The following is a 24538-nucleotide window of genomic DNA, read 5'->3' on the forward strand; positions in this document are numbered from 1 at the left end:
CTTCCCCCGGTACGGCGCCCAAGGTGGCGGCATCCGACGCCCACTAACTTTGTTCTCCGGTTTTTGGAGCGCCCCTACGTTGCCCGAACAGCCTGCGGGAGAGATCGCCAGACTTTTTCGGAGCAGGCGCAATGCCAGCCTTCACATCCATTTGCTGTTTCAAGCGCTCCAGATGCGCGCGAGTATCGTCGGGCCGCGATTCCGGCTGCGAACGCGACGAAGACCTGCCGAACATGGCGGCAAGCGAAGTAGGCCGGTAAGCCTCGCGCGTCGGCACCGAAACCGGTTCGCTGACGGGCTCTTCGTCTGCCAGTTCGATCTCGGATCGTCCGCCTTGCGCGCTCGGACGTGCCAGGGTGTCCAATGAACCCTCGCGCCGCAGCGGACGAGGCGACGGAGGCACGGTGTCTGAAGCCTCGGCCTGGGTTGGTTGTTGCGGCGCGTTTTGTCTTGCTGTCAGCTCGGCTTCGTACTCCTTGAGCAGCTTGGCGTCGATGGTGTCGAACACGATCTGCCGCTCGACCTTCAAGCCGGTGCTCTGCGTCAGGCGCAGCCCCGCGTTGACATTGAAACCATCGGCCTCATTGTATTTTTCATAAGCACGCAAGCCGATCGGCATCCAGGAGTCGGGAGCATTGATGGTCTTGGTGTAAGACGCCGCCAGTTGCGTGCGCAGCTCCGTCTCGCTTTGCGGCGTCACCTCCGAAAGCTGCTGCAGATGGTTCAGCGTTTTCGCGGCATCTGTCGTGAGGGCTCGCCGCACAAAAAATGCATTGTACGGCGTGTCGAGGAGGCGGGCCGTATCCAGATTGTCGCTGACTGCCTTAAGTCCCTTAGCCAGTCCACCGTCGGGATCGTTCTTGTGTGGATAGGCGAAAAATTTTACCCACTCCTGCTTGGTCGCCTCCACGTGCCGGGCGTAGTCGTTGACGCTGTCGAATTCGAAATCGGCCACCGACTTGATCGGCAGCACGTTGTCCCGATCGATGGCCAGGCGTAACTTCACGTTCGTGTCGCGCTCTCTGACCACCGCACCACCCAACAGATCGGCCGACGTGTTGCCGATCTTGCCGGTCGTGGCCGAGGTAGTGAGTCCAAGGCTGAGCTTGTGCCGGCTCAGCTTTTGCTCGCGCAGGTTGGCGATTCGGTAAGTGCCGGTGGCGTCGAGCTGCTTGAAGGTCGACAACCATTGCTTCTCAAACGAGTAGCCCAGGCTCGTACCAAGGGCGCCGGTCTCTTGCTGGCTTTTTCGTTGTTGGCTAGGGTTGAGCAGCTGGGTGACGGACGCTGCGATCCCAGCCGACATCTCGCTGCGGTGGGCGCGTGTCTTCTGGTTGATCCAACTGATCGACAGATCTTGCTCGGCGTAGAACTCGCTGGCGAAGGCACGGAACAGCGCATCGGCGTCGGGCATGCCCTCGGGCGTGCGGTGCCGTGCATCCGCCGCCGAAAACATGAAGTCGGTCACGCGCGAGAATAGCGCGCGGACTTCCGCCTCTTTTGCCGCTGTCCGGCGCGGGATCCGGACTATGAGGCCGTTGGCATCCGTGCGCTCGTACTCGTACGGATTCACATCCACGTTGGCGCCGGCGCGGCCGCATTTGAATAGCTTGGCGCCAAAGAAGCAGCCCGCGCCAATGCGTGCTCGGTGGCGCTTTTCCGTGCCAATGAACAGTTCGGCGGCGTGCACAGGGTATGACATCGAGACGACCGCTTCACGTCCCTTCTCATAACGCAGATCAATACGGGCATTGCTCGCCACTGGCACGCCCAGCAGACGCTTCTTGGCATTGACGAGCGATCTCGTAACGCCCTTGGTGCTAAACCCGCCATTGGTACCGCGGCTGAAGCGGACCGTATTGCCACCTGGAATCGTCTTCAGGAAGTCGACCACCATGGCGCGTACGCTCTGCTGCGATCGGTCAGCGGGGCCAAGCGGAGGGGCGGCCGCAATTTTCCGGACAGTTTCCATGGCCTTCTCGTAAGGCTCGGAGCGCTCGATATTGAAGAAGTTGGCCAGCGTATGCACGTCTTCAAAGCCCAGGTGGACCTTGCCAAGATGCTGCCGAACGTTGGCAACCGCCTGTTCCAGGGCTTCGGAGGAGCCCGATGTCACCTTTTGTACGGCGTCCTCTGTGAACTTGCGAATGCGCTGCTCCACATCTTCCGGCAATGCTGCAGGCGAGAACTCGCGGCCCAGCACAAGTTGATGCCCCTGACGCGCAGCGCTGTGCTCCGGCATCCAGTCATCAAGCGCGACCCGCAAGGCAATCCATTGGCAATGGGTTTCAGTCAGTGCATCCGCACGAGGCGTTTCCCCCTCTTCGGCAGCGGCTAGCAGCGATGGGGGGGTGGCGTAAAGGCGTTCCATCTCTGCGGCAACCGCCTGCACTACCTCGGTGACCGCCGGCTTCGCAAGCTCGGCCATCAGTGCCTTCTGCTCGTTCGCCAAGACGGCGCGATCGCCCTGTGCCATCCCCATGCGTGCAGCGGAGAGCGGCGATTTGTGGTAGCTCGGCAGTGACGCATGCCGGTCGTCGCCCATTCGGTTGACCCAAGTAAGCGACTTAAACATACGCGCCTTAAGCTGGCTCAGGTCGGAACCCGGTGCGTCGTCGGTGAAGCCGTTGCGCCATGCGACTAGATCACTTTTGTCGCCGGCGCTCAGGGTGGCCGGCCCGGCGCCATGGATCAGCTTGGCGCTTGCATCGGAGACGCGCTGGGCGAAGTTCGTCGCGCTCGACACCGTCTCGTGCGGGGCAAGCCGCGCGGCAATCAGCGCCTCGGGCGTCGGCTTGGCCTTCAGTGCGGTTGCAATCGCGGCACCAGCCTGTAGATGGACGCGGAGGTTGGCCTGTTCGATGGCGCCAAGGCTATGATTACCCGTAGCGGCGAGCATAGCCTCGAAGTTGCCGGTGGCTGCGGCGTGCTGCAGCGCGCCCCATGCTACGGCCCTTCCCAATTCGGCATGCTTGAGCTGCTCGTCGTGTGTGTGCAGGTGCCTCGGCGTAGAGACAACCGCGATCATTGCCTCCTGCGCGTCGCGGATTTTCGCGACGGTTTGCGCCGAAACCACAACCGGCCCCTTTTGCCCGTGCGCGGGCTGTTGCGGACCGATTTCGTCGGCCACCGCTTCGAGCGTGGCCAGGCAGGCTGCGGCTGCCTCGGCATTGTGTGCATCGAACTTCCCTAGGCTGTCGCGGACCCCTGGCCAATCGGCAAGGGCCTGCGGCGCATGACGCGCGGCCTCACGCATGGTGATAGGAAAATCCCGCACCGTTTGGATGAATGCCTGCAGAGCCTCGACGTGTATGGCGTGGGACGGTGCCGACGAAGACGCACCATCCACACCAGCCGAATCGGTAGCAGTGGTGCACCGGTTTGCCATCAGAGCCTCGCGCGTCTGCTGCAGCGCGCCACGCAGCGCGAGGATATGGGTATCGCGCGATGTCTCGGAATGCGTTTTCGCGTTGCCGATTTCAGCCCCTAGGTCTGCATGCTTCAGGTACGAAAAAATGTCGCCATTCAGCTTTGTGGCGTTGTCCGGGTCGAGACGTTCCTTGGCAGACACGAGCGCCATCGAGACCGCCGTGGCGACCGCAGGCGAATGCGCAGCAGCCATCTCCCGAATCCCCGTCACGAACGCATCGGGTTCGCTACTGACTTTCCCGGCCAACCCTTGCCCTTCCGGCGACGCCCAGTAGGCAATGACGTCATCAACGTGTTGCAGCGTTTGCGCTGGTTGCGCGTTATCGCCGTGGAGGCTAGCGCTGGCATTCGCGATCGCCGAAATCTGAGTGCGCAGGCCGGTCATTGCATGATTGAGCGCCTCATTGGTTCTACGCCCGGAACGCGACGGGCTGCCGGGCTGAGGCGCATCGCCGCGCGTGCCCGCAATCCGCTCGGCAAATCGCTTGACGTGAGTGAAATCTCGCAGCGTGGTCGGTTTGCCTGTCCGCGAATGTGTGCTGAAGGGTGTGTTCCAGTCGAGTCGGCTGGCACCGTCTTTGGTCATGCAGCTGAATGTGTTCTTGACTTGCGCACGCAACGCCTTACCGACCCGCTTCGCCATGCCGACGTTGGGTTGAGGCGCGCCTGGCAGCGCAGGCGGTGCCGGGGGGGCTTTCTTCAAACCGTTAAATTCGCCGCGCTGCCTGGACGCTTTTCTGGCAGGCGTGGACGGCGTGGCGGCCTCGCCTGTGCCCGCTTGTTGCGACGAAGGACGCGAGACGCAAACACTAGTCAAGATGCTGGGGAGTTTGGGCGGCATGGGATGGCATCGGTATGTTGAAACATATTGGAACCCAAGCGTAGTTACGGCGGAGTGTGTATGGCGTACGCCGCACGAAAACCCGCTCCGCAAAACGAAACCAGTAGTTCGTTTCCCTTATCAATGTAATCGCTTCTCGCAATCCGCGCGTGTGACAGTGGGATATTCCAGCAAAGGGAGTTTTATAGAACAGAGAAGTCGAAGTTCACGGACAGTCAGATCAAGGACGCGCTCAAGCGAGTAGAACCTGGCTGGGCGGTAGCGGAGATGTGCCGGGAGTGACGTATCATCGTGGCCACGTTTTACAATTGGCGTGGTAAATACGGCGGTGCGGGCGTCTCGCTGATGGCGAAGATGAAATAGCAGACAGCGGATAGCGCCCAGCTTCGCAAGATGTATGTAGTGAAGAAGATCAAGGCTGACATCATCGCTGAGGCGATAGCAAAAAAAGACTGAGGCCATCTACTCGCCGCGAGATAGCCAAGGACGGGGTGGCACGCCGACGGGGGTCGATTCGGCTTGCAGGCGAGGTGCCAGGCATCATCCAGACCTGCTATCGATCTAAGGCGCGACGTAATGCGGCGGACGCGCTGATTGGGGGGTGTAGCCCAACAATGGCATTCGGTTAAGCGCTATGCTAGTTTTCTCAAAAAATCGAGCAAGGTTCCTCTTCCCGATGCCTCATGAAGAAATATCAGTGTTTTGGACAAAAGCCGGCGAACTGTTTGAGCAAACCTGTCAAGCCATGGATCCAATCTGGCGAAAACGTAAGCGCGTGATCGATACCCGGCTGCTGGTCGTATTCATCCTGAAGCTGGTTTTGAGTAGAAACCGGCAGGGCTATGGCAGCAGTCTGTGCGCACTCTGGGAGTCCTGTTCGGACAAAGGGATCACTCTGCCCCGTACCGATGCTGTTGCGGCTTCGTCGCTGTGTGAGGCCCGGCAAAAGCTTCCAGAAGCCATTTTTAAAACGCTCAACAACGAACTGATTTCACTGTGGCATGCTCACCGGGATACCCCGAACTGGAAAGGGCATCGCGTTTTCGCCATAGACGGCTCGAAAATCAATGCGCCCCGCGGCCTGCTGGAATACGGCTATAAAACTCCGCGGGAGACGACCCGGCATTACCCTTGCGGCATGGTGAGCGGCTTGTACAACCTGCAGGAACAACTGATCTACGATTTCGTACTGGTACCCCACAACGATGAACGCCGCTGTGTGCCTGACCATCTGGCAAAACTGGAGGAGGGAGATCTGGTCATTTTCGACCGGGGCTACTTCAGCTACCTGATGCTGCATCAGGTTCTGGCCAGCGGACAATACGCGGTGTTCCGCCTGCAGCAGGGGACCACCAATTCGCAAGTGGCCGCGTTCTGGGGGAGTGAGCGCAGGGACGCCATTATCGAGTACGTCCCGTCGCCCGCAGTGAAACATGGGCTCAAAAAACGCGGACACACCGTGGGTCCTCAGCCGCTTTCAGTCAGGCTGGTGAAGTGCCGTATCGAGGATGAAACCCACGTGTATGCCACGACCCTGATGGATCAGGCCGGTTATCCTGCAGACTGTTTTCCGGATCTGTATCACGGGCGCTGGGGCATCGAAGAGCTGTACAAGATTTCGAAAGAGATCATCGGCATGGAGGACTTTCATTCGCAAACGGAGCGCGGTGTAAAGCATGAGATCTATGGGCATTTCCTGCTGATCAACCTTGCCCGACTGTTTGAAATAGATACCCGCAACCGGCTACCTTCCAATGGCCGGCCAGAGGAATCCTGCCGCACGATCTCATGGCCTCAATCCGGCAAGACGTTGAAGATCAATTTCAAGCATTGCCTGTCTGTTGTCGGACGCCACCTGGAAAATCTTGTTCTGATGGCAGGGCGTACTGTTGCGGACTGGCTGGATAAGGCGATGGCGGCAGTGGCCCGAATCAGGCAACGCAATCGCCCGGGGCGGCGCTACCCGCGACGCTCCTTCAAGCCCCGCACGCGATGGAATTCGTTTGGTGCCGCGCCGAAGCCTTAACCGAATGCCATTGTGTAGCCCAAACCGCCAAAAGTTCCCACGGCCTACGGTGCACGTTCCGGGTGATAGTGGAGAGCGCATTTCGCGCCGCTGTTTCCGTCATTCCCAGGCCAGGCTCTGAATGCTGGTGTCCAGGTCGATGGCCTATGCGCCGCAGGGGAACGCATAGTGGCGGCCCATATCGATATGCCGCTAGGCGGCTGGCGATGTCGGTTGCACGAGTTCCGGCACCTTCTCATTACGGCGCTAGTGCAAATAGCTCGTCTGGCGGAAATATTTGGTATATGTATGAATGCCTTATAGATTAGCTACTGCCACGTCGCCTTTGGCCCTGAGCAAGAAGTCCACCGTCTGTCCATCTTGATCGACCACTCGGTAAAGATGCATCCGGGCATATGCTGGTTGAAACGCACTATCGCAAACCCCTCTGCGGATTGGGACCGGTGCAATTGCACTTTTTAAACCGGAATTTCGCTGTCGATAATAAACGATTCTATGTCTTGAACACTTATCCATTGGCCAAGCCGCGGCCAATTCATTCCGTCATAGACGGTTAGTTAATCGACCACAACGGATATCGCGCCCATGATTTGCCAAACTTCACACTACCGAAGCTTCTTGCCGCAGATCATTATGACGCCAAGCATTTCGCGAACAATGTCGACATGACGAGAAAACATCTGGTGTAGCACGCGGCGCCTTTGTCATCGTGCATTCAACCATAAAGATCCGCTTTCTGAAAACCATACTCGGCAATGGCGTCTCTGACTTTCTCTATTGCTCGAATACGCCCCACGGCCCGCTCTTCTTCCGCTCTCAAGCGTGCCTCGGCAAGCCGTTGCGTATGCGTGTCGCGTTCTACTTCGTCAGCGCTTTTAAAAAGTGCATTAAATTTGGCGATGGCATCATCGCGCTTCTGGGGAGGAGAATAGGGGCGTTGATTGTGGTGCATGCGGATCCTATAGCAAAGGCATATGCTGTTTCTTTTCGGCTCGGAAGCGATAATGGATGGCGCGCGTTTCATTAAAAGCGCATTTCGCTTATATCAACAAATTAACGTGGCTTTGTCAACGCGTATACCTCCTTAGCAGAACTTGTTCCTGCCCCCTCAGCCGATCAGATTTGCATCTCTGAACGAGGAACCACAAAGCACTTCGCCTCGACATAACCCAACATATTCTAATATTCATGGCACGTCATAACCCTATGCCACGGCTTTTTTAACGTGAAGCGAATACTCCGATCGGCCATGCTCACACACAACAAAACGTACCGCATTAGTGCATGTGACGATGATGCACATCAGGAAAATGGGCATGCATGTGTGTGATCGGTTCATGTTGATGCAGATGGGCATGTGGTTCATGACCATCCCACTCGAAGTCGTGCTTATGTTGATGGTGCGCATCGTGGCGATGTCGATGATTATGCGTGACCACTTCATGCGTGTGCTGATGCGCATGCCGTTCTCGAATATGCAACCAGATGCCTAATCCCATGAGTGCCGCCGCAACCCAGAATAACGGTGACGGCATTTGCGGCCATAGATATAGCGACAATGCGACGCCAAATAAAGGGCCAACGGAGAAATAGGCGCTAGTTCTTCCCGTGCCAAGGTTACGCAGCGCCACGACAAAGAGCACGAGACTGATACCATAGCCCGCGAAGCCGGTAAGCATGGCTAGCGTCATCGTCTCTGCATTCGGCAGATGCGCACCCATGGAAAACGCGATACCCAGGTTTACCGGACCGGCCGCAAGCCCTTTCGCGCATGCAATGACCACCGCGTTGTTTGTCGATACTTTTCGCGTCAGGTTATTGTCGATCGCCCACGCGAGACAAGCGCCAACCACAAGCCATGCCCCTGAGGACACGTCCGCCCCGCCGGATTGCCAAGACAGCGCCACGCCACCCGCCACGATCGCAACCATCCCGAGGACGATCTGAAGATCGGCATTCTCGCGAAATACGATCCAGGCAATCATTGCCGTAAACACGGCTTCAAAATTCAGTAGCAAGGAACTCGTCGACGCGGACACCGTGTTCAGGCCAAGCATCAACAGCGCAGGTCCGGCCACGCCACCAGCGGCAATCGCGCCTACGAGCCACGGCACATCTTCAAACTCAATGCGGCTGCCGTCCAAACGTTCAGGTGCAGTCGCGCGGCAACGCTGGATCACAATCCCCGCCGCCAGCCCAATGCCGCTACCCACGTAAAAAAGGCCGGCAACCATGAATGGGGACAACGAGCCCAAAAGGACCTTGGCGACCGGCGTCGCCGCACCAAACAAAGCAGCCGCAAGAAGCGCAGAGCTGGCGGCCTTATAACGAGAGTGCATTGCGTGCCTTTAAGATAGCATGAAGCAAAAATGAACGTGATTCGTGGGCGTGTCGATAAGACACCAAAAGGCAAAAGCGGAATTACTTGGTCATATCGTCAATGCTCGGTCTGTTCTGATATCTGTCCTCTTGCCTGTCAATACTCGTGAACATTTTCTGTGGAATATTAACTGACATGGCATTCCGACAGACCCACCGATGGCATTTTTGCAACGACATTTGATGCTTTTAGCTGCACAGCACATTTTTCTCAAAATAAAACGCCGTTCACGATGCCACCTGGTTCAAGACATTCTCATATGGTTTTAACGATAGCGCACGATACGGCATGTATCTTGAGCGATCCGCTTTCCTTCAACACGTCGATACGTCGCAAGTATGTTTTTCAACGAAATACGCGATTACTAACATGTCACGCCTATGTCTGCCAGGGCATCAGTCATTGCCACATGCCCCAGGGACCAATCCCGTCCCTATCTCTAAATGTCCGTCAGATCGGAATATTTCGCGTGTCAACCGGGATTTGATTCAGTATTGCAGTGACTTATTCATGCTGCATCACCGGCATATCAAAAATAAATATTAAACATTGATTATTTTCTAAAAAATAGAAACACCTCACTCAAACCAGTCAACTTCCTCATGAGACTCTATATTGGCCGTGATTTTTAGAACATATTCCAAAGTCAGCAAGCAACATATAAAAATTAATTATCAAAAAATCTTCTCTAATTATCTTGATCACCACAGATAGTGATAGCATTCAACTGGCCTGATGACACCAGTTATCGAAAGCACTTCTTATACTATTAAAATAGTATAATTAAAAACCGAATGATGTTACCTACGAGTAACCATTCTATTTCTTGTTTCAACTTCGCCTTCGATACGGTCGTCGTGAAGAATAGTACAAGCGTGCCTGCCGGCATGTAGACCGCGTCTCATGCATTTCACGCTGCTATCCAGCCGTCACTTCCGTTTTGTATAGCGCGCTGAGCGTTTTTCACTTGCATTGTGGCAGTTCCCTCTGCCACCAATACGCTCAGGTAGAAGCTCACCGCATCAACGATGCAAACGCAAACCCCCTGTCCTGTACTCCTTGCGCTCCGGGGGTAAGCTCGTCACACCAACGCATCGATAAGGGATGCAATGCTTATCCCGGACGTCACCCAACGACCGCATATGCTGGCACGGCGGATACGTCAATGATGACAGTCACGTGTGCAACCCACCTGACATACACCGACAGCACCCGATCAGCTTGTTGCACTTGCGGCTATCAGTTGAGCGTCTTCCCGGACCAATTTTGTGCAAGTGCCAACACCTATCTAGATGCTTTTCTTTTGCAATATCACAATATCGTCACAATTTCCAGGACGGTCTGTCGATTTTACGACACCAGTGGACATCATTTTTTATTCTTTGTGGCACATAAACGTATGATTCTTTTATGCATAATTAACTAGACAAATAAAATTTCTCAAGTTTCACAAGGTGTGTGCCGTAAGGACACTAGTCGCTTCGTGAAAACGTATTTATCAGCATGGCTATAGACGTATTAGTACCCGATCGCCTCACAGGCGCATTGCAGTAATCAAACGACTGAGCGAATTGTCCATTAACTACGCTGAGCCGATGTCAGGCTCGCACAGGATCGTAAAGCGCGCGGCAAGTGCCAACGTCCTAGGAGTTTTGCGAAATCAGATCTAGATGGTTACCGTCCCCTTCGGGGGGGTTCAGTTGAAATTTTCGAAACAGATACTCACCAAATGAAACTCTTAAATTTCAGAATTGGGGTCCGACTAGGACTCGCATTCGCCTTGGTCGTGTTCCTTTTGATCGCCGTCGCGTTGCTGGGGACCCAGCACCTGAATGACAATACGGAGAAGATGAACAGCGTGATCGACGAGCATTATCAGTTGATTGCGTTGAGCAACAAGATCAAGAGCAACGGCGACAGGGCAAGCAACATTCTCAGCAATCTGTTGCTGTCATCGTCGGCCGAACAGTCCCGTAAGTACATGGACCAGTACGCGCAGATACGGGAAGCCAACGCCAGCGCCTACGCGAAATTCGAGAAATTGCCACAGGATGCGGAGAGCAAGGCGCTGTACCAACAGCAGTTCACCGCACGTTCCGCCTATGGCCAAGCCGTTCGTGACTTCTTCGCATTGGTCAAGGATGGCAACATTCCTGAAGCGCGCGACCTCTATCAAGGACGCATGGCAGAACTACAGGCCAGCTACTATGCACTCGTCGACAAGATGGTCGACTATCAGTCTGCTCAGATGAGCCGCAACGTCGCGGACGCGAACACCGAATCACAAGGCGCCCAGCTCCAAATGGTCTTCTTGTCGATCGGCGCGATTGTGCTAGCCAGCGTGATCAGCGTATATATCACGCGTTCTATCACCGTTCCAGTACAGCGCGCCGTTCAGCTGGTCGAGGATGTGGCGGCTGGCAATCTGACGTGCAAGGTGGAAGTGACGTCGAACGACGAGATCGGGCGCCTGCTCACGGCGTTTGGACAAATGGTACGCAACCTGAATGCCATCGTCTCCAAAGTGCGGCTTAGTACCGACACAATTGCAGGCGCCTCGAGCGAGGTTGCTGCCGGCAACATGGATCTGGCCAATCGTACCGAACAGCAGGCCAGCGCGTTGGAGCAGACCGCGGCCGCAATCGAGCAATTGACCGCAACGGTCAAGCAGAACGCCGATCGTGCGAAGCAGGCAAACATGATGGCGGAATCGGCATCGGAAGTGGCGGCACAAGGTGGTGGCGCGGTTGAACGTGTCGTGCAGACGATGACCGGGATCAATACGTCGTCAAGGCGTATTGCCGACATCATCGGCGTGATTGACGAAATCGCCTTTCAAACGAATATTCTCGCGCTGAACGCGGCGGTCGAGGCCGCGCGTGCCGGCGAGCACGGACGCGGTTTTGCCGTCGTCGCCAGTGAGGTGCGAGGACTCGCGCAACGCAGCGCGGTAGCAGCGAAGGAAATCAAGGAGCTGATCGGCGAGTCGGTTGAGCAAGTGGAGCAAGGCGGCAAGATGGTGGGAGACGCCGGACAAACGATCCTCCGGATTGTCGACAGCATCAAGAGCGTGACCGATGTCGTCTCGGAAATCACGCTTTCCAGTCGCGAACAGAGCGAGGGGCTCGAGCAGATCAACCAGGCGATTGCGCAAGTCGACCACGCCACGCAGGAAAATGCCGCATTGGTCGAGGAAAGTGCCGCGGCGTCACGGTCCATGCAGGACCAGGCAGGCGAGCTGGCGGAATTGGTCAGCGCCTTCCGGCTTGACGAAACAGGGGCGGCAGGAGCATCCCCGACTGCGGGAGCCGCGGCTTTCAACGCCCTTCCCAACGCGGGGCATCGCGCCGTGCTGGCCGGCGTTTGATGGGAGGCATCTCGTAAAGCGGAATCAAGCCAGGCAAAACAGAGAGACAAACGAGGCACCGAAGGGACGCGGGGAGACAAACGATAAAAATGAAGCGACGAAACCATCGCGGATTTATCGCGGTGGGACGTCGGGCGGTCCAACGCTCCAACTGAAGCGGTGGGCTGCACTAACCGATCAACGGCTGCTTATCACACATCGACCGACATGCCCAACACACCATTCGAGTATCCTGATGTATTGCATTCTCCAGTGATAAAGGGCTCGTCGCCGGCGACGCGCGGTCTCCATGAGGCACTTGCATCGCCGCAACAGACGCAAAGCCTCGCGGATGCCTACCGGCAACATGGCTATCGCATCGCACGACTCGACCCGCTTGGCCTCTCTCCCGCTCCACGTCTCCGGGAACTGGCGCCCGCCTTCCACGATCTCGACATCGATCAAGCGCGCGGCTTTGATCCAGACTTGCTTCCCGGCGCATTGACCGTGCGCGAACTGGCGCACTGGTTGCATCGCACCTATTGCGGCAATATCGGCTTCGACTGTACCGGCCTGCGCGACGAGACACGCCGTAAATGGCTGTATGCACGCATCGAATCCGAAAGTCAGGCGGACCCCGTTGCACCCAATTCACGAGAAACGCTGCTGCACCGTTTGTTGGCGGCGGAGGCATGGGAGCGGTTGGCTGCGCAGACCGTGCCGGATGGCAAGCGCTTTTCGCTGGAAGGCTGCGAAAGCCTTCTGCCACTCATGGATGCGATGGTCGACAATGCCGGGCGTAATGGGGTGCGCCATCTGTTTGTCTCCATGCCGCATAGAGGGCGACTCAACATTCTCGTCAATCTCTTCGGCGTACCGGCCCAGCATATGCTGGAATGTCTCGACCCGCTGTCAGATACCGCCGCCACGCAGACCGACCTGCCCTATCATCTCGGTGCGCAAACCACGCGCGCGACAACATCAGGCCATGTCGACATGACGCTGGCCAGCAATCCATCACATCTGGAAAGCGCGTTTCCTGTAGTCAGTGGCATGGCGCGGGCGTGGCGCGATGACCATCCGGAATCCGACGGCGCATTAATCGTCGTGCACGGCGATGCCGCCTTCGCGGGACAAGGGGTCGTACCCGAGACGCTTAATATGACGCGTCAAGCAGGCTATTCGGTGGGTGGCACAATTCATGTGATCGTGAACAACCAGATCGGATTCACGACACCCAACCGGATGAATGCCGAATCACCGCTTTTTTGCACTGACGTGACGCGGATGATTGATGCCCCCGTAATACACGTCAACGCGGATTATCCTGATGATGTACTGCGAGCAGTCCGAATCGCGTTTGACTACCGGATGCATTTTGGCACGGACGTCGTGATTGATCTGATCGGCTATCGACGCCTGGGGCATTCTGAACATGACCTCCCTGCGGTGACGCAGCCGCAGTGGCAGAAACAAATCGATGGGCATATCCCGGTATGCGAGCGATATCACGCGATGATTCCCGGCGTAGCCGCACTTGAATCGCTACGCACCGAGGCGCTAAATCGCCTTGGCGAGGTGGCGGTAGAAAACACCAGGATAAAGCGCACGGACTCGGCGTCGAACCGTTTGCCGTTACGAACGGGAGCGACACAGGGATGCCCGGAAGTGCAGCTGCACGCGACCATCGCGGCATTAACTACGCTTCCTCCGGGCCTGCGGGTACATGAAAAGGTCCGGCGGCTGATCGACAACGGGAAAGCGGCAGCGACGCAGGAAACGTCTCCGGTTAACTGGACACTCGCGGAAAACCTGGCTTACGCCACCCTGTTGGACGACGGCGTGGGTTTGCGCATTTCCGGCATGGACGTCGGTCGCGGCACGTTCATGCACCGGCACGCGGTCTGGCATGCGCAAGGGGATTTGCCAGAAGATGAAAGCACCTATGTCCCATTGCAGCATATTGGTGCGCAAGGCCAATGCGACATCGTCAATTCACCGCTGACAGAGGAAGCGGTGTTGGGATTCGAGTACGGATACAGCGTACAGACGCGATCCCGCCTGACCATATGGGAGGCGCAGTACGGCGATTTCGCCAACGGCGCGCAGGTGATGATCGATCAGTTTATCGCCAGCGGCGAATATAAATGGGGGCAGCAGTCCGCCTTGACGGTGCTGCTGCCACATGGTCACGAAGGCGTTGGGCCCGAACATTCGAATGGCTATCTGGGCCGCTTCTTGCAGTTATGCGCGGCAAACAACCTTTGCGTCACCGTGCCGAGCACGTCCGCGCAATGGTTTCACTTGCTGCGTGAACAGGCTGCATCGAATGCTATCCGACCACTGATCGTAATGTCGCCGAAGTCTCGCCTTTATGAAGACCCAGCCTCGCACGGATGTGTACGTGATCTCGTGGAAGGCCGTTTTCTTCCCGTGATCGCCCCTGAGGATCGTGGTGCTTCCGAGAGCGTCACGCGCGTCGTTTTGTGCAGCGGCAAGTTCTATTACGAACTGGAAGCCAGCCGCGCTGCGGAGAACGACGGCACGGTAGCCCTGGTGCGCATTGAACAATTGTATCCATTCCCGTCTACGGAACTAGGCGCGGCATTCGCCGCTTATCCGAACCTGCGTGACGTGGTGTGGACACAGGAAGAAGATGCGAATCAAGGCGCGTGGCGAAGCGTGCGTGAAGAAATAGAGGCGGCGTTACCTTCGAGGTGTGCGTTGAAAGCGGTCTGCCGCACGGCGACCCCGTCGGGAGCGCATGCCTCACAGCGTGCGCATCGGACGGAACAAGCGCGGCTCGTACGCGACGCGCTCGGCTACTGAGGCCACTCGCTAATCCGTCTCGTTTTAAACGGTTGCGGAGCCGGCTGCTTTTTCCGCCGGCTCCATTCCCTTTTTGCCGTCACGGCATGGTTACCACCGTCTTTAATGCCGACGAGACCGCACGACATTAGAATCTATGTCGCATACCAACCACCACGGCTGCCTGCGAGCTCGCTCCGGAATCCACATCCAGTGAGCCGATGACGGCCTGTGCTTTACCTGTTCCGTTCGTACCGCCGGCGTGCGCATAAGCGGCTACAGCGTAAAAGTCAGTCCGCTTGCTCACGACGTAATCCGCGCCGATCGTAAACTGATTTTGCTTGGCGGACGAATCACCGGTCGATTTCAGATAATCGTAACCAATCTGCGTTTGAATCTGTGCAGAAACATTCCAAACCGCATAGACCTCGGCGTTGTGATATTTTTCCGCACGCGTAAACGTCGAACTCGCATCGGGATTGTATTGAGAGAAACTATAATAGCCGCCGAGGATCACTGGGCCAATGGCGTAGTTGGCACCTGCGCGAGTGATGTTAATCGACCGCGATGAGGCGTACGCATTGTTGACCGAACTGTTAAAAAGTGAGTCGGCACTGGTCGTCGTACGTGCCGAAAGTGCTGCATTGCCGTTATCGATATGGAGATAACCTACAGCAAGCGACACCGGGCCGCTTTTGTACCCGGCCGCACCGCTATACGTCTGCCCCGATCCAGTCGACCCGGCGATCCCGCTAAATGAATACATGGCCGACAATTGCAGCCCGGACCAGGTCGGACTGACCCACTTCAGCGAATTACTGATGCGAACGCTATTGTCAGCGTTGTCGATGTCGCCGGGGGTCGTAAAAAACCCGCCCAGGAAATTATCACCCTGAACCGGTTGCACTAATGTAATCAGCGGATCATATTGTCGACCCGCGGTCACCGTACCCCAAGTCGATCCCGTCAGCCCGACGAATGCCTGGCGCCCAAACATCCGGCTGCCCTGCCCCAACTTTCCGGTTGTAGAATTGAAGCCGTTTTCCAGCTGGAAGATCGCTTTCAAGCCGCCTCCCAGGTCCTCTCCGCCTTTGAGGCCGAAACGTGAACCCGATTGTGTCCCACTGACCATCGATATCTGGGTGGACTGTACCCCACCGTTATGCACGTACTGCAACCCGGTGTCCACAATGCCATACAGCGTCACCGAATTCTGAGCCTGTGCATGTGCTGCAAGCGTGGCGAGGCCAATTGTTACTACTGCCGCGGATATCTTCACCGATCATTCTCCAGACGTTTTTATATTGAATTAAATATCAGGATGACTTGACGTTATTAAAAATAACTCTTTTCGATCATTCAACGTGAAGAAATGCTACTTCTACCGATACATAAAAATTAGCCCGCCACGCTAGCCAGGATCGACATGCACATTCGCTGCATCGTGCATGTCGATCGCCATGGTAAACATCGCTGGTGACAAATTAGTTTCAACACAGCCCTCGCGAGACGGTTGCGGCAATGCGCAATGAAGTGGGCTGTCGATACGTATGATTGAATAGGATAACTACGGACTGATATCGTCACGGCACGAAATTATTGACCTGACCATTACATGCGTATTCGCTACGCTATTTCCCAGAAAAACGTGCCATGCCTACTTCTTCGCAGTCGATCTCGTGCTTTTTGTCGGACCATGGCGATGGCATTGCGCTAGAAGGTGCTGTGCCGGACGGACATTCATCGATAGAAAGCGCGAGCGAATGTCGTGACTTGGTCACGCGTTTTCAGACATGCTTTGTCTCGCGTGAATGATTTGAACAGCGACGCATGGGCGGTATGCGCACTCGAACCGCTTCGCGAACGGTACGTCATCGCCCATTCCAGTAATGCTTTGAAAGATTGCGTGGTCGCGCCACGCCGCATGCCGCGCTGGTGAATGTTCGCGACGCATTCGGATTCGTCGATGTTTATCCATACCAACGCGGTGGCCAATGGCAGGATTTCGGATGCGATCCAGCCGTAAATGCCTTCCATCACCCAACCCTCCCCACTTGCCGCTGCACGCGCCATGGCAATGACATCTTCTCTTTTTCGAGACACGTTGTAACCGCCGGGCTCCCAGTTGAACAGGTCCAGGTCGACCCAGGTGTTCCCCCGAGCGCTCGCCAACCGCTCGGAAAGCCAGCTTTTCCCCGCGCCCGTGTTTCCGATCACCAAGGTTTTCGCCAGATTCATCGCAAGACTCATTGTTTTCATCTACGCATGTTGACGGCTGCAAGCTGTTTGACAGGTGCACTGCCATATCGCTTTCCCCTGCCTGGCGTACCGCTAGGCGACGGAACGGATGCAAGACGCGAACAAGTCCGCATCGACATTACCGCCGGAAGCAACGATGATGACGCGCTTGCCCACAAGCGCATGGGCTGCCGGGTCGCTCATCATCGCCGCCAGCGCCACCGCGCCGCCCGGTTCCACGACGACCCGAAAAGCCTCGAAACAGAATGCCATCGCCCGGCGCACCGCATCGTCGCTCGCTGTCAACACCCCCGCCAGGCGCTCGCCATTGATTGAGAAAGGCAGCGCCGCCGGCACGGGGGCGAGCAAGGCATCGCAAATAGAGACACCACCGGATGCATTCGTTTCCCGTCGACCGCTCAAAAGTGAACGCCGTGTATCGTCAAAGTCACGCGGTTCGGCCGCCCATACCTGAGCGCGCGAACCTGCCGTCTCCACCGCGAGGTTGATCCCGGCACTCATTCCGCCCCCACCACACGGCGCGATAATTGCGTCGACATCGCCGCCAACTTGTTCGAGTGCTTCCAAAGCCAGCGTACCTTGTCCGGCGATCACGTGATGATGATCGCCCGGCGGCACGACCTGATATTGCCCTTCGCACGCCAGCGCTTCCGCAACTGCTTCACGACTTTGTTTTTCCCGGTCATACCGCACGATACGCGCACCGGCGATACGCGCTTTTTCGACTTTATTTTCCGGCGCATTCGACGGCATGACGACAATCGTAGGGATCGACAGCATGCGGCCGACCGTCGCGATCGCTTGCCCGTGATTGCCCGTGCTATAGGCAACCACGCCGTCCGGGCAGGTGGCACGGTCCAGGCGCGCCATGCAGTTATACGCGCCTCGAAATTTAAAGGCACCCGTATGCTGTAGACTTTCCAACTTCACGAACACCCGAGCGCCGGTCAGTGCATCCAATGCATCGGAGCGTACCACCGGCGTTCGCACGGCCACGCCTGCAAGCAATTCCGCCGCGTCTCGAATATCCTGCATGGTGGGCATGCGATAAGACAACATCTTGTCGACCTTAAAAGAAACAGCGCCTGACGGCCTTGCTGGCTGCGGCGCGGTACGATTGAAAAGAACGGTGCGCCACGCGCCCTGACAGGCACGGCATAAGCGTTTTTGCGTCCGTACGTTGCCCCTCCCAATCCACGCTGACGCGAAAGTGCAGGAGGAATGCAGAAGCAGGCTAGTTCAGATACATCGCACCGGTGCATTTCTCATATTGTCGTCAGCACCGCTTGTTTTGTCCCATTCCAATTTGGGTTGCGTGTTTAACATAAGGTTAAACATGGCCGTCGCGCGGCTAGAGGCTTTCTGCGCTTAGCGGTTCAGCGTCACCGAGCAAAGCGAAACCATGGCGATCCAGCAGTCGACGAAGTATTGCCACGAAACTTTGCGTGAGTTGCGACACAGGCTCATAGCGAGGATGGACCAGGCTCGCCTGAAGTTCAGGCGCGTCGATCATCGGGCGAACCATGACGGGCCGGGACGACGACCCACTGCACGCCGAGAACGCATCAACCAGCGCCAGGCCCATCCCAATCTCAACCAGGCTGACGGCGTTCTGCGGCGAGGCAACTTCCACTGAATAGCTTTGCTGGAATCCTTTCGCAGCGTAATAATCAGCCACCTTGCGTTCCAGGCGTGTGCCATAACCATAGCCAATCATCGGGTAGGCCAGGACATCGTCGAGCGTTAATTGCGCTTTTTCGCCTAACGGATGATCGTCTGGCAGAACGCACATCAACCGACTGACGCACAGCGGAACGATAGTAAGATTGGGATGCTCAATCGGCATGCTCACCACGCCGAGATCCGCTTGATGCTTTAGCAACCGATCACTGAGATGCTCGTAATTATGGCAGCAAAACGTGATTTTGCTATCCGGGTGTTTTTGGCGGAATTGGGAAAGCGCCTCTGGAATAAAACGCTGGCCCACGCTTGGACTGGATACGAGGTTGAGAATGCCGTTGTGGTTTCGCGCCAAGTCCGCCGCGAGTTCATTCACCCTTTGTACGCGCCCATAGACTTCCTCGACCTCATGGAACAGGCGCTTTGCTTCCGGCGTAGCATACAGCCGCCCTTTTATCCGCTCAAAAAGGGCAAAGCCGATGCGCTGCTCGGTGTGGGAGAGTAATCGGCTGACAGCCGGCTTTGACACAAAGAGCATCTGCGAGGCGCCCGCGATGGTGCCAGCCGTCATCACCGCGCGAAACACCTCGATTTGTCTTAAATTTAACGCCGTCATTGCCGATCCCACACCGCCAGGCCAAGTCCCATCCGTTAAAAGCATGCCGGATAGGCCGCAGTACGCAGTATAAAGGCAGCGCCTCCACCTAAACAGAAGACAGGTGCGAAAAGTGACCACAGGCGCGTGCAGCGCCCATGCGTAACGTAAAGTTAACGCTCACGAATATATCGGTACTTTCGCTCGACGGAAAGTGTGACTTACATTCGCCATATTGCTCTTTTTTGATGGAATGCGTCATGCCATCCACCATTTACGTCATCAATCCCAATAGCACACACGCCGTGACGCGCGGAGTGGACGAAGCATTGGCGGGTTTGCGCATTCCCGGCGGCCCCCGCATTGTCACGCTGACACTTGACAGCGGGCCGCCGGGAATACAGACGCAATTAGACGTGGATAGCGTCGTGGTACCGCTGGTCGCGCATTGTCAGGCGCTTCCCGATGACTGCGCGGCAATCGTTATCGCCTGTTTCAGCGATCCGGGATTGGAAGCCGTTCGTGAGGTCATGCGGGCGCGTAATGTTCCCGTATTCGGCATCAGCGAAAGTGGCGTCTTCACGGCGCTGACGAAGGGTCAACGCTTTGGCGTGATCGCTATCTTGAAAACATCCATTGCACGCCATTATCGTAAATACGGCGCCATGGGCGTGCTCGACCGTCTTTCAGGCGAACAGGCGATTGGCCTGGGCGTGGCGGAACTCGGCGACCGCGACCGCACGCTGGCGCGCATGCAGGAAGTGGGCAAACAACTCGTCAGCGACGGGGCCGACGTCCTCGTGATGGGATGTGCCGGCATGGCCACTTATCGTGACGCCCTTGAACAGGCCACCGGCGTTCCCGTCGTCGAACCCACGCAGGCCGCAACCGCGATGGCGCTAGGACAAGTTTTGCTCGGATAAACACCGTCTTCACGCGTACTTTAACGTCACTTAACCGCTTTCAGATAATATGACACGTCTCATCACTGTCGCCGCGGCGCAACTCGGCGCAATCCAAAGAGCAGACACCCGTGAATCCGTTGTCGCGCGCATGATTGCGCTACTGGAAAATGCGCACCGGCGTGGTGCCAATGTGGTGGTGTTCCCCGAACTCGCGCTCACGACGTTTTTTCCGCGATGGTACGTCGAGGACCTGGATGAAGCCGATCACTGGTACGAAGAGACCCTCCCCTCGCCTGCCACCCAACCTCTGTTTGATGCGATCCGTCGCTATCAGATGACCTGCTATCTCGGCTACGCGGAGATCGCGCATGAGGCTGATGAAACAGGCGTGGTACGTAAGCGCCGCTTCAATACGTCGGTCATCATCGCGCCAAACGGCGAGATCGTTTTGAAATATCGCAAGGTGCATCTGCCGGGGCACAAGGAGTTCTCCCAGATTCGAAAAGTGCAGCATCTGGAGAAGCGCTATTTCGAAGTGGGCAATCTGGGGTATCCGGTCATACGCGCACCGGTCGGGAATGTCGACGGCGTGAACCTGGGGATGCTGCTGTGCAATGACCGACGTTGGCCTGAAGCGTGGCGCGAGCTTGGTTTGCAAATGGTCGAACTGGTCATGCTCGGCTACAACACTCCCGCGATGAACCAGGAGAACCGCGGTTTTGAGGCCCACTATCTGCGCAATTTTCACTCGCAACTATCCATTCAGGCCGGCTGCTACCAGAATGCGACTTTCGGCGTGGGCGTGGCGAAAGGCGGTATCGAAGATGGCTTCGAATTGATGGGACACTCGATTATCGTGAATCCGCAAGGGGAAATCATGGCGATGGCCACCGGTTGCGAGGATCAGGTGATCGTCGCCGATTGCGATCTCGGCATGTGTGAGTTGGGCCGCAATACGATTTTCAATTTTGCGCAACACCGCCGTCTGGAAGCGTATAGCCGTATCACCACTCAGGCAGGAAGCGTCGCGCCACCAGTGTGGACGCCTTCTGGCAACAGCTAACGCCCCCTCAGGGCGGCCTCACTGGCATCCATACCCCCCTCGCGCGATTCCGCTGAATCCTCTTCGCGACGCTAAGCATCGCACTACTATCGCCGGCATTTTATTTCCGCCCAGCGGTTATCGTGACCTAGGCGCGTCGCACGTTCGCGCCTTTCGCCAGTCTTGAATCATTACCGAAGCACCCGTCTGGAGTAGGCGTAGGCATTGGGGAACCGACGCGATGACGTTACTGTTTCGCCATGCCCTAAGATGTACGCCAAAACCGACATTTTTTCATATAAAGCACAATTTGTCGTATATAGCTAACATTTACTATTGCACTCACGGGATTTCATGTAACCTATAGATAACATATTTAGAAAATAAAAGATAAAAGTAAGCCATGGCGTACATTCCAACCTCGGTCTTGCCTGCACAGTTTGGCGAATGCTTTCGCAAAGAACGCAAGGCGCTTGCGTTGACGCAGGAACAACTGGCCCAGAAAGTAGGACTTGCGAGGCAGACAATAAGCCAGATCGAAAAAGGCGAAAACGTTGGCCTACATACCATTCTTGCTGCGCTGTCGGGATTAAGAAAAGGGTTGCGAATCGATACGGCACGAATCAATTACGACGAGATCGGACAGCTCGACGATGCTTAGCGCGAAAATCAAGCTTTTGAACGTGACTACGCCACAAGGCTCCGCGGGCGAGCTGCATAAAGCGTCACGCTATGCGTTCAACTACACGACGTCGGATGAAAGGCGGGAAGTGTCGCTTATCATGCCGCTTCGTGCCGAAAGTTACGCCGACACCGTATTGCCAACGATCTTTGCCATGAATAAGCCCGAAGGCTATCTGGCGGATAAGTTATGGGAACGCTTTGGCAAGGTATTCGACCTCGATGACATGCGCTTGCTCGCCATCACCGGCGCGAATCAGATTGGGCGGCTGCGTTATGCGGAGCCGGGCACGGAGCGGCAGCACACCCATGCGGAAGTTGGCCTGGAAACCTTACTCGCGTCCGGCGCAAGTGAGGAACTCTTCGAATATCTGGTGAATGCCTACATCACATCGGGCATATCGGGTTTCCAGCCAAAAATCATGATCCCGGATGCAAACGCGCTGAATAATATACCTGCCGCACCGACCGATGGTGATATGGCAGGACGATCCACCGCGATTACGCCGGACCTGATTGTCAAATCGGCCGGGCAGGACTACCCCTGCCTCGCGCAAAACGAATTTCTCTGCATGAGCGCGGCTAAAAAGGCCGGGCTGCGCGTCCCGGACTTCTGGCTATCCGATGACGGTTCACTGTTCGTCATGCGCCGCTTCGATCTTCTTGGACCAGAAAAGGTACAGCTCGGCTTTGAGGACATGGCGGTGCTGCTGCGCAAAAACACATTACAGAAATACCAAGGATCCTACGAACAGATCGCAGAGATGATCGCCCTGACTTGCCAAGAGCATTCGTCCGAAAGCCTGCGACGCTACTTCGACTATCTCGCCCTCTCGATATTTGTCAGGAACGGCGATGCCCACCTGAAGAATTTCGGCCTGCTGTACGACCATCCAAACGGCGCAGCGCCAGCGTTGTCTCCGCTCTACGACGTCGTGACAACCAGCGCCTATGATATCGAAGATCCGCAATCAGGCCGGACGTTGACGGATAGAAAGCTCGCGTTGAAGTTGAACAAGACGCTTGGCTATCCGACCAGAAAAACCCTTTTGCAGTTTGCACACCGCCATTGCGGCATTCGCCTGCATGAGGCTGAATCAACACTTGATCGAATTGCAACGGCGGTCGAGGAAACCGCGCGCGAGCAAAGTCATCGCGTCGAGCCGACCTTCATGCGACGACTGAAGGAGGAATGGAACAGCGGTCTCTTCTCGCTGCAATAAAGGCACGCACTCATGTGACATACGCATCATGCTGACTGTCATCTTGCATGACGTCCCTGGGCCTCTCCACGCATGCCATATCATGCTCAGGCTGTGTTTGATCTCCGCACCACCACGCGATGCACCACCTCATTCAACCGTGGGACGTTTTCACTGGCGTCGCATAACCATAAAACGTCGAGCTGAAGGATCTCGCACAACCGCCGACAATCATTCGAATCCGGCAGAACAACGCCTCTTCTCCAGAATTCAACAACATTTTCCGCTACCTGCAACGCCTTTGCGAGCCTGCTCGACGTAAAACCGCTACGTTTCAATGTCGCGTTGAGTCGCGCGGCGAACGCACGCTTGCCCCTGTTGCTTTGATTCGTAATTTCCAGATGCCGCACCAGATTGGTTCTGTCTCGCATGATGACGAAAAGATCTTGTGAACAATAGACGCTACCGTATCAAGTGCCCCACGGGATTCAAACAAAGAAATCGTGCTGCGCTTAGAATTCGAACCTTATCTTTTTTCGTCATATTCAGTCTTCCAATCAATGCTGCATCGCTCGCTCTCGGCAGAACACTTCGTTTTTCGGAACGGATGCGCCCATCGCCAAACGACTATTTGATATATCGATACACAAAAATTGGGAAGTCATCACGCACGGCGTCTTCTCCCCGGATGCACCTTGAGCCAATGAGCTGATAAGCAAACCAAAATAGATTATTTGGTATCCGCACGAAAATCTCGCACAATCGTTCCAGCATTGAGAAAGCGCCATGCATCAGCAACGCCGTTTCTTATCAGACAAATGGAAAACATTGTGAGCACAGCGTCGACAAGTAATCCGCGCCGTATGAAACTGGGCGCTTTCCTGATGGAAACGGGGCACCATATCGCCGCCTGGCGCCACCCTCAGACAGACGACGCGGGCGACCTCGATTTTTCGCATTACGCCGAATTGGCCAACGTAGCGGAACGAGCCAAATTCGATGCGGTATTTTTCGCCGATAATGTCGGCATCAACAACTGGGACGACGATGCCTTTCTTCGCGACAAAGACAGCGGCCGCTACTTCGACACGGAAAAAATGCATGTCCTGAATTATTAGGGCAAGTATTTTCAGGTACGCGGGCCGCTGACCGTCGCGCGTTTACCGCAGGGTACACCCGTGGTCGTTCAGGCAGGCGCATCGGAAGCCGGCCGGGAACGCGCTGCGGAAACCGCGGAGGTCATCTTCGTTGCAATCTTGGCCTGCCACACCCCGGCAGTCGATACGAACAACGCCGCGTTGCCTGAATGTCAGTTGACAAGAGACAGTAACACGTCATTCGAGC

General features: G+C 56.2%; 14 protein-coding genes and 1 pseudogene. 8 read left to right on the forward strand and 7 right to left on the reverse strand.

The features are described from left to right. Positions 1-43: 43 nt before the first annotated feature. Complete coding sequence (locus SJQ66_RS08930) at positions 44-3814, reverse strand: hypothetical protein (protein WP_320533957.1); 3771 nt, start codon at positions 3812-3814, stop codon at positions 44-46. 1201 nt (positions 3815-5015) lie between these two features. On the opposite strand from SJQ66_RS08930, the gene SJQ66_RS08935 reads away from it, so the two are divergent. Next, positions 5016-6296 carry an IS4 family transposase gene (locus tag SJQ66_RS08935; RefSeq protein WP_320533958.1) on the forward strand — a complete coding sequence of 427 codons (1281 nt, stop codon included), beginning with the start codon at positions 5016-5018 and terminating at the stop codon, positions 6294-6296. 715 nt (positions 6297-7011) lie between these two features. Here SJQ66_RS08935 and SJQ66_RS08940 read toward each other — a convergent pair. Both SJQ66_RS08940 and SJQ66_RS08945 read right to left on the reverse strand, forming a co-directional pair. Next, on the reverse strand, positions 7012-7248 hold the full coding sequence (locus SJQ66_RS08940; protein WP_036012496.1) for a hypothetical protein: 237 nt from the start codon (positions 7246-7248) through the stop codon (positions 7012-7014). Between the two features lie 325 nt (positions 7249-7573). Continuing rightward, positions 7574-8635 carry a DMT family transporter gene (locus tag SJQ66_RS08945; RefSeq protein ID WP_253465944.1) on the reverse strand — a complete coding sequence of 354 codons (1062 nt, stop codon included), beginning with the start codon at positions 8633-8635 and terminating at the stop codon, positions 7574-7576. Positions 8636-10405: 1770 nt separating this feature from the next. Between SJQ66_RS08945 and SJQ66_RS08950 the strand changes: the two genes are divergently transcribed. Both SJQ66_RS08950 and SJQ66_RS08955 read left to right on the forward strand, forming a co-directional pair. Continuing rightward, positions 10406-12043, forward strand: coding sequence for a methyl-accepting chemotaxis protein (locus SJQ66_RS08950; RefSeq protein WP_024905239.1), 1638 nt, complete (start codon positions 10406-10408; stop codon positions 12041-12043). A 207-nt stretch (positions 12044-12250) separates the two neighbouring features. Beyond that, entirely contained in the window at positions 12251-14851 is a 2601-nt protein-coding gene (locus SJQ66_RS08955) for a 2-oxoglutarate dehydrogenase E1 component (protein WP_081765148.1), read from the forward strand. Between the two features lie 127 nt (positions 14852-14978). On the opposite strand, the gene SJQ66_RS08960 is transcribed toward SJQ66_RS08955, so the two are convergent. The 4 genes from SJQ66_RS08960 to SJQ66_RS08975 all read right to left on the reverse strand — a co-directional run bounded on the left by SJQ66_RS08960 (position 14979) and on the right by SJQ66_RS08975 (position 19385). Beyond that, a complete protein-coding gene (locus SJQ66_RS08960; RefSeq protein ID WP_046152931.1) occupies positions 14979-16109 on the reverse strand; it encodes a porin in 1131 nt (376 codons plus the stop codon). 461 nt (positions 16110-16570) lie between these two features. Then, on the reverse strand, positions 16571-17068 hold the full coding sequence (locus SJQ66_RS08965) for a P-loop NTPase family protein (protein ID WP_253465950.1): 498 nt from the start codon (positions 17066-17068) through the stop codon (positions 16571-16573). Between the two features lie 93 nt (positions 17069-17161). Next, positions 17162-18148, reverse strand: a complete 987-nt coding sequence (locus SJQ66_RS08970) for a threonine ammonia-lyase (RefSeq protein ID WP_176025989.1) — start codon at positions 18146-18148, stop codon at positions 17162-17164. 292 nt (positions 18149-18440) lie between these two features. Continuing rightward, complete coding sequence (locus SJQ66_RS08975) at positions 18441-19385, reverse strand: LysR substrate-binding domain-containing protein (RefSeq protein WP_407691486.1); 945 nt, start codon at positions 19383-19385, stop codon at positions 18441-18443. Positions 19386-19624: 239 nt separating this feature from the next. On the opposite strand from SJQ66_RS08975, the gene SJQ66_RS08980 reads away from it, so the two are divergent. The 5 genes and pseudogenes from SJQ66_RS08980 to SJQ66_RS09000 form a co-directional block, all read left to right on the forward strand. Beyond that, the gene (locus tag SJQ66_RS08980; RefSeq protein WP_024905234.1) at positions 19625-20287 is read left to right on the forward strand and encodes an aspartate/glutamate racemase family protein; all 663 of its coding nucleotides are present in this window, start codon (positions 19625-19627) and stop codon (positions 20285-20287) included. 49 nt (positions 20288-20336) lie between these two features. Beyond that, entirely contained in the window at positions 20337-21332 is a 996-nt protein-coding gene (locus tag SJQ66_RS08985) for an N-carbamoyl-D-amino-acid hydrolase (RefSeq protein WP_320533960.1), read from the forward strand. Between the two features lie 382 nt (positions 21333-21714). Next, positions 21715-21972: a helix-turn-helix domain-containing protein gene (locus SJQ66_RS08990; protein WP_024905232.1), complete on the forward strand. Its 258-nt coding sequence runs from the start codon at positions 21715-21717 to the stop codon at positions 21970-21972. Next, entirely contained in the window at positions 21965-23215 is a 1251-nt protein-coding gene (locus tag SJQ66_RS08995; RefSeq protein WP_024905231.1) for a type II toxin-antitoxin system HipA family toxin, read from the forward strand. Before SJQ66_RS08990 ends, SJQ66_RS08995 begins: the two co-directional genes overlap by 8 nt. Before the next feature lie 797 nt (positions 23216-24012). Beyond that, a pseudogene (locus SJQ66_RS09000) lies at positions 24013-24447 on the forward strand (nitrilotriacetate monooxygenase); the annotation flags it as partial. Positions 24448-24538: the final 91 nt, after the last annotated feature.

The organism is Robbsia andropogonis (assembly GCF_034047095.1).
In the GTDB taxonomy this organism is placed as follows: domain Bacteria; phylum Pseudomonadota; class Gammaproteobacteria; order Burkholderiales; family Burkholderiaceae; genus Robbsia; species Robbsia andropogonis.

Bases quoted from the DNA above. Each gene is read 5' to 3' on its own strand.
- SJQ66_RS08950 (WP_024905239.1), top strand. From the start codon at position 10,406: ATGAAACTCTTAAATTTCAGAATTGGGGTCCGACTAGGACTCGCATTC.
- SJQ66_RS08980 (WP_024905234.1), top strand. From the start codon at position 19,625: ATGCCATCCACCATTTACGTCATCAATCCCAATAGCACACACGCCGTG.
- SJQ66_RS08975 (WP_407691486.1), bottom strand. From the start codon at position 19,385: ATGACGGCGTTAAATTTAAGACAAATCGAGGTGTTTCGCGCGGTGATG.
- SJQ66_RS08995 (WP_024905231.1), top strand. From the start codon at position 21,965: ATGCTTAGCGCGAAAATCAAGCTTTTGAACGTGACTACGCCACAAGGC.
- SJQ66_RS08955 (WP_081765148.1), top strand. From the start codon at position 12,251: ATGCCCAACACACCATTCGAGTATCCTGATGTATTGCATTCTCCAGTG.
- SJQ66_RS08945 (WP_253465944.1), bottom strand. From the start codon at position 8,635: ATGCACTCTCGTTATAAGGCCGCCAGCTCTGCGCTTCTTGCGGCTGCT.
- SJQ66_RS08985 (WP_320533960.1), top strand. From the start codon at position 20,337: ATGACACGTCTCATCACTGTCGCCGCGGCGCAACTCGGCGCAATCCAA.
- SJQ66_RS08940 (WP_036012496.1), bottom strand. From the start codon at position 7,248: ATGCACCACAATCAACGCCCCTATTCTCCTCCCCAGAAGCGCGATGAT.
- SJQ66_RS08965 (WP_253465950.1), bottom strand. From the start codon at position 17,068: ATGAATCTGGCGAAAACCTTGGTGATCGGAAACACGGGCGCGGGGAAA.
- SJQ66_RS08970 (WP_176025989.1), bottom strand. From the start codon at position 18,148: ATGTTGTCTTATCGCATGCCCACCATGCAGGATATTCGAGACGCGGCG.
- SJQ66_RS08930 (WP_320533957.1), bottom strand. From the start codon at position 3,814: ATGACCGGCCTGCGCACTCAGATTTCGGCGATCGCGAATGCCAGCGCT.
- SJQ66_RS08990 (WP_024905232.1), top strand. From the start codon at position 21,715: ATGGCGTACATTCCAACCTCGGTCTTGCCTGCACAGTTTGGCGAATGC.
- SJQ66_RS08935 (WP_320533958.1), top strand. From the start codon at position 5,016: ATGGATCCAATCTGGCGAAAACGTAAGCGCGTGATCGATACCCGGCTG.